The following is a 6001-nucleotide window of genomic DNA, read 5'->3' as shown; positions in this document are numbered from 1 at the left end:
ACCCGTTCAGGTCGATAGACTTCGGCCCTGAACAACAACCGTCCGTAGAGACGGTGAGCGTTCTCGGCACGCGTCACTGACGTGGTTGTGCGGGAGCGCCGCCGATGAGGAGTGTTCAGTGAGTTCGGATTGGTCGGGGACCAGTACGTCGGGTGAGGCAAAGCGACCGAATGGACGTAAGAGGCGTCCGAAACCGGGCCGTAGCCGACCCGCACGGGTTCCTACCCTGCCGGCATTGCTCTCGGCAGCGGTCGAGAAGAATCCGACGGGTACTGCGCTCGTTTTCGGCGAAACGTCGGTTACGTACGAAGAACTCGACGGGCAGTCGTCGAAATTGGCTCGGCTGTTGATCTCTCACGGCGTCGGACCGGACCACCTGGTGGCGATCGCGCTCGATCGATCCATCGAGTCCGTGGCCTCGGTGTGGGCGGTCGCGAAGTCCGGCGGAGCCTTCCTGCCGATCGATCTGCGGTATCCCCCCGGGCGAATCGAGCACATGGTGACCGACTCCGGTGTTCGATGGGGACTGACGACGTCCGACCGGGTGGCCGAGCTGCCCGACGGAGTGTCGTGGATCGCACTGGACGGGACCGACGAAGAGCGGCAACTCGAGCAGTTGTCAGCAGAGCCGATCGCACCGCAGGACCGACTGGCTCAGCCGGTTCCCGCGAATCTCGCGTACGTGATCTACACGTCCGGGTCGACCGGAAGGCCGAAAGGGGTCGCGGTCACGCACGCCGGGCTTGCCCCGCTCGCTGCCACGGTCAACGAAACGTTCGCCACCTCCGGTGACTCTCGCACAATGCATTTCGCCTCACCCAGTTTCGACGCCTCGGTGTTGGAACTGCTGATCTCCATCGTGAACGGGTCGATGATGGTGATCGTTCCGTCGGGCATCTACGGCGGCACGGAATTGACCGAGATCATGGCGGAGCATCGAGTCACTCACGCGATCATCACGCCTGCCGCGCTGACGACAATGGATTCCGGCGACCTTCCCGAACTTCGCGCGCTCGCCGTCGGTGGGGAAACCTTCACCGCGGAGCTGATGGGACGGTGGGCCCGTGGTCGGCAGTTCCACAACGCCTACGGTCCTACCGAAACGACCGTCATCTGCAGTCTGTCCGCCCCGCTAGTCTCCGGCGGGGCTGTCGACATAGGCTCTCCCACACAGAGTATGGCCAGTCATGTGCTCGACGACCGACTCCGGCCGGTGCCGGCGGGTGTGGTGGGGGAGTTGTACATGAGTGGGCCGGGACTGGCCCGCGGCTATCTCGAGCGTGCGGGGCTCACGGCTCAACGGTTCGTGGCCAATCCCTTTGCAGTAGTTGGGGATGAGTCGCATTCGCGGATGTACCGAACCGGCGACCTGGTTCGGTGGCGACAGGGCGACAGCGGACCCGCGGTGGAGTACGTCGGTCGCAACGACGCCCAAATTCAGCTGCGAGGCTTTCGCATCGAACTCGGGGAGATCGACGCGGTGCTCGCGGCCGTCGACGGGGTCGACTTCGCAGTGACCGTCGGATATCGACGTGATTCCGGCGCAACCGAACTGGTCGGCTACGTTCTGCCGAACGCGGGGGTGGATCTCGACGTCGATGAGGTCCTGGACGCAGCGAAGAGATACTTGCCTGCCCACATGGTCCCGACGACGCTGACGATACTCGAGTCGATTCCACTGACACCGGCGGGCAAGCTCGATCGAAGTGCGCTACCGGAACCGGTGTTCGCCGTGCGCGAGTTCAGCGCTCCGACGACTCCGACCGAGATCGCCGTGGCCGACGTGTTCGCCGACTTGCTCGGTGTGGACGAGGTGGGGGCCAGTGACGAGTTCTTCTCGCTGGGTGGCAACTCGCTCCTTGCGACGCAGGCTGCTGCGCGCATCGGCGCAGCCCTCGGGCGCCGAGTGCGACCGCGGGCTCTGTTCGACAACGCCACCGTCGAGTCCTTGGCCGCGTCGATCGATACGGCCGAGGCCGACGCGCTGACCGTACTGGACTCCTCCAGGCCGCGCCCGCAACATATTCCGCTTTCTCCGGCGCAGCAGCGCATGTGGTTCCTCAACCGATTCGACACTGCATCGGCGATGAACAACGTGCCGGTGGCGTTGGCTCTGACCGGAGCACTCGACGTCGATGCGATGCGCGCGGCGATAGACGATGTGATCGCTCGGCACGAGTCGTTGCGCACCGTGTATCCCGAACTCGACGGAACGGGGTTCCAGCAGATTCTCGACGTGTCCGGTGTCGATGTCACCATGGAGGTCGTTCCGGCGTCACCCGAGTCGGCACCCGAGGCGGTGGGCGAGTTCCTGTCGAGGGGATTCGACGTGACGACGGAGATTCCGTTTCGGGTTCGGCTGTTCGAGATCAAGGACCCGGATGGTTCCGAGCCGGAATTCGTGTTGGCTTTCGTCGCTCATCACATCTCTGCCGACGGGTTGTCCATGGGTCCGCTGTCACGAGATGTGATGACTGCCTATGTGGCTCGGGCGGCGGGAGATGCACCGGAGTGGCCTCCGCTGGCTGTGCAGTACGCCGACTACACACTGTGGCAACACGAGATGCTCGGTTCCGAGGACGATCCGAATTCGTTGACGTCCAGGCAGATCGCTTTCTGGAAAGCTGCATTGGCAGGCACCCAGGAGCAACTGCAGTTGCCATGGAATCGACCACGTCCCCGGGTGGCGTCCGGGCGAGGTGGACTGACGCAGTTCGTCGTCGAGCCCGAGACGTACGAGCGCATCGTCGAACTCGCGCGCAGGCATGACGCGACACCGTTCATGGTGGTACACGTGGCGTTGGCGGTTCTGCTTGCGCGGTTGTCCGGGTCCCCCGACGTCGCCGTCGGTGCACCGGTCGGTGGCCGCGGCGATGCCGGGCTCGACGATCTGGTCGGCATGTTCGTCAATACGGTGATCCTGCGGACACGGATCGACGGAGATCGATCGATTGCTCAGCTGCTGGACCATGTGCGGATCTCCGACATGGACGCCTTCGAGAACGCGGAAGTGCCGTTCGAGCGCCTGGTCGAGGTGCTCGACCCGGTGCGATCGCAGAACCGACACCCCCTGGTGCAGGTTGCACTGTTCTTCCAGAATTTCTCCGAGGGGACGTTCGAGCTTCCCGGCTTGACGGTCTCGCGGTTCGGGTCCGCAGCGTTCTCGGCCAAGTTCGATCTGCAGGTCACGTTCACGGAGTCGGCGGGTGGACTCGCCGGCGAACTCCTGTATGCGACCGACCTGTTCGACGAGGGCACCGTGGTCGCCTTCGGGGAGCGGCTGCTCGCGTTGCTCGTTGCTGTGACCGAGAACCCGCACGTAGCTTCCGGTGACCTCGAGATCGTATCGGACTCCGAACGAGACCGGATTCTGTTGCAGTGGAACGACACCCGAGATTCGAGTGTCCCCGATGAAGAGCTGCTGCTCGACGGATTCGATCGACAGGTCGCTGCGACGCCGGATGCCGTAGCCGTTGTCTTCGGTGACGATGTGCTCACCTACGCCCAGTTCTCGGCTCGGGTGGATGCCGTCGCGCAGCGGTTGCATGAGGACGGCTCCGGTCCCGGCGCGCTCGTCGGGTTGGCCATGAGGCGGTCCGTCGAACTGGTCGTCGGGATGTACGCGGTGGTGCGCACCGGTGCGGCCTACGTTCCCCTCGACCCCGATCAACCGACCGAGCGAAACGATCACATTCTCTCCACGGCAGATCCGATGGTCGTACTGTCCACCAGCAGAGAAGAATTCACGACGGGCAGCGATGTCCCGGTCCTGCTCGTCGACGGGGTGGAGCGGATCGATGCTGTGCCCACGTTCGGTCGTCCCCACTCCGCCGATCTCGCGTATGTCCTGTTCACGTCGGGTTCGACGGGCATGCCCAAGGGTGTCGCCGTCGAGCATCGGGCCATCGTCAATCAGATGGTCTGGATGGCCGAGGAGTACGGACTCGACGAATCGGACGTGTACCTACAGAAAACGGCGACGACGTTCGACGTGTCACTGTGGGGCTTCTTTCTTCCCCTGCGGACCGGCGGGCAGCTGATCGTCGCGCCGCCGGGTGCGCAGCGCGAGGTCGATGTCGTCGGCGGCCTGATCTCTCGACACCGAGTGACCGTGACCGATTTCGTACCGTCGATGTTGACCGTCTTTGCGGAATCCGTTGCTGCGGAATCGATATCCACACTGCGGCACATATTCGTCATCGGAGAGGCTCTGCCCGCTCGGACGGTGGCGGCCTGCCGCGCAGTGTCGAACGCGCGAGTGCACAATCTATACGGTCCCACCGAGGCGGCGGTGTCGGTGACCTATCGTGACGTCTCCGATGACGCACTCGACCTAGGTTCCGTGTCCGGCGACGGTTCGGTGTCGATCGGTGTTCCGGAATGGAATACTGCTGTACGAGTTCTGGATTCGCGATTGAATCCGGTTCCTGCCGGTGTGCCCGGTGAGCTGTATCTGGCGGGCGTGCAGTTGGCCCGCGGTTATGTCGCACGACCGGACCTGACGTCCGAACGGTTCGTGGCCGATCCGTTCGGCAGCGCCGGTGACCGCATGTACCGAACGGGCGACCTGGTGCGATGGTCGATGCTCGGCGACGGCCGTATCGAGTACATCGGACGTACCGACTTCCAGGTCAAGTTCCGCGGTCAGCGCATCGAGCTCGGGGAGATCGAGACCGCTCTGACATCGTTGCCCGGGATCGGTCAGGCGGTGGTCGTGGTCTCCGGTTCGGTCGCCGGTGACCTCCTGGCTGCATACCTCGTACCGGTAGCCGATGCGGTTCTCGATATCGAGGATGTTCGCACCAGGCTCGGCTCGCTGGTTCCGTCGTACATGGTTCCGTCGGCTTTTGTTGTTCTGCAGTCACTTCCGCTGAATCCGGCGGGCAAGCTCGATCGCCGAGCGTTGCCGGATCCGGTGTTCGAGGCACGCGAATTCCGCTCTCCTGCCACTGCGGTGGAAGAGGCAGTGGCGTCGGTGTTCGCAGATGTACTGGGCGTCGAGCGAGTAGGTGCGGACGACGACTTCTTTTCGCTGGGCGGAAACTCGCTGTCGGCGATGAAGCTCGTGTCCCGATTGGGCCGCTCCCTCGAAGGCGTGACGGTGCCGGTGTCGTGGCTGTTCTCCGATTCCTCGGTCACGGCGTTGGCGTCTCGGATCGACGCGGCGCGTCGTGCCGGTACTCCGATCGCCGAGGAGACCGGACTGGACACCGTCGTCGAACTGCGCGGCGGCAGCGGAACACCACTCTTCTGTGTACATCCGATCGTGGGACTGTCGTGGGCGTTCGGCGGCTTTGCGCCGTACATCGACAGCACGCGGCCCATGTACGGCCTGCAATCGCCGGTACTCGCCGGCGACCCGATGCCCGCCTCGATCGAGGAGTGGGCATCGACCTTCGTAGATCGGATCCGCGAGATTCAGCCCAGCGGTCCTTACCACCTGCTGGGGTGGTCGATGGGTGGCGTCATCGCTCATGCCGTCGCCGTGCAGTTGCGTCGGCTCGGCGAGACGGTGTCGACGCTGGCGATGATGGATTCGTTCGTGCTGTCCCGAACCACGCACCTCGTCGAACGGACGGTGACTGCGGGGGAGGTGCTCGGCGGGTTGGGCATCGACTCCGAACACGACTCGGACGTGTCCGAACTGTCCGTCGATTCCGCTATGGCGCTACTGCGCACCATGCCCGCTCCGTTCGATGCCTTGTCCAGAGATCGGGTGCAGGGCATCGTCGACGGAATCGAGCAGTCGGCCGCGATTCTGCAGGCCCATGAGCCTGAGTGGTTCGACGGTGCGCTGCTCTATTTCGCGTCCGTCGTCGACGACCCGACCGGTGATGCCGGTGCATCGACATGGACCGAGTTCGTCGACGGGAAACCGACCGTGACGCAAGTTCATTCGACGCACTGGCAGATGGCGTCGGCGTCGGCCCTCGCCGAGATCGGACCCGTCCTCGACGAATGGACATCGCGCTGACGTCGAGCGGCACCGGATGGAGTCGTA

Annotated in this window: 1 protein-coding gene; it reads left to right on the top strand. The window is 64.1% G+C overall.

Features of this window, described 5'->3' with window-relative positions; genetic code table 11:
• Positions 1 to 235 precede the first annotated feature (235 nt).
• On the top strand, positions 236 to 5974 hold the full coding sequence (locus CH251_RS03395) for a non-ribosomal peptide synthetase (RefSeq protein WP_256978777.1): 5739 nt from the start codon (positions 236 to 238) through the stop codon (positions 5972 to 5974).
• The last annotated feature ends 27 nt before the right edge of the window (positions 5975 to 6001 follow it).

Source organism: Rhodococcus sp. 06-462-5, assembly GCF_002258315.1.
GTDB lineage: Bacteria > Actinomycetota > Actinomycetes > Mycobacteriales > Mycobacteriaceae > Rhodococcoides.
This window is presented reverse-complemented; position numbering and strand designations above follow the sequence as displayed.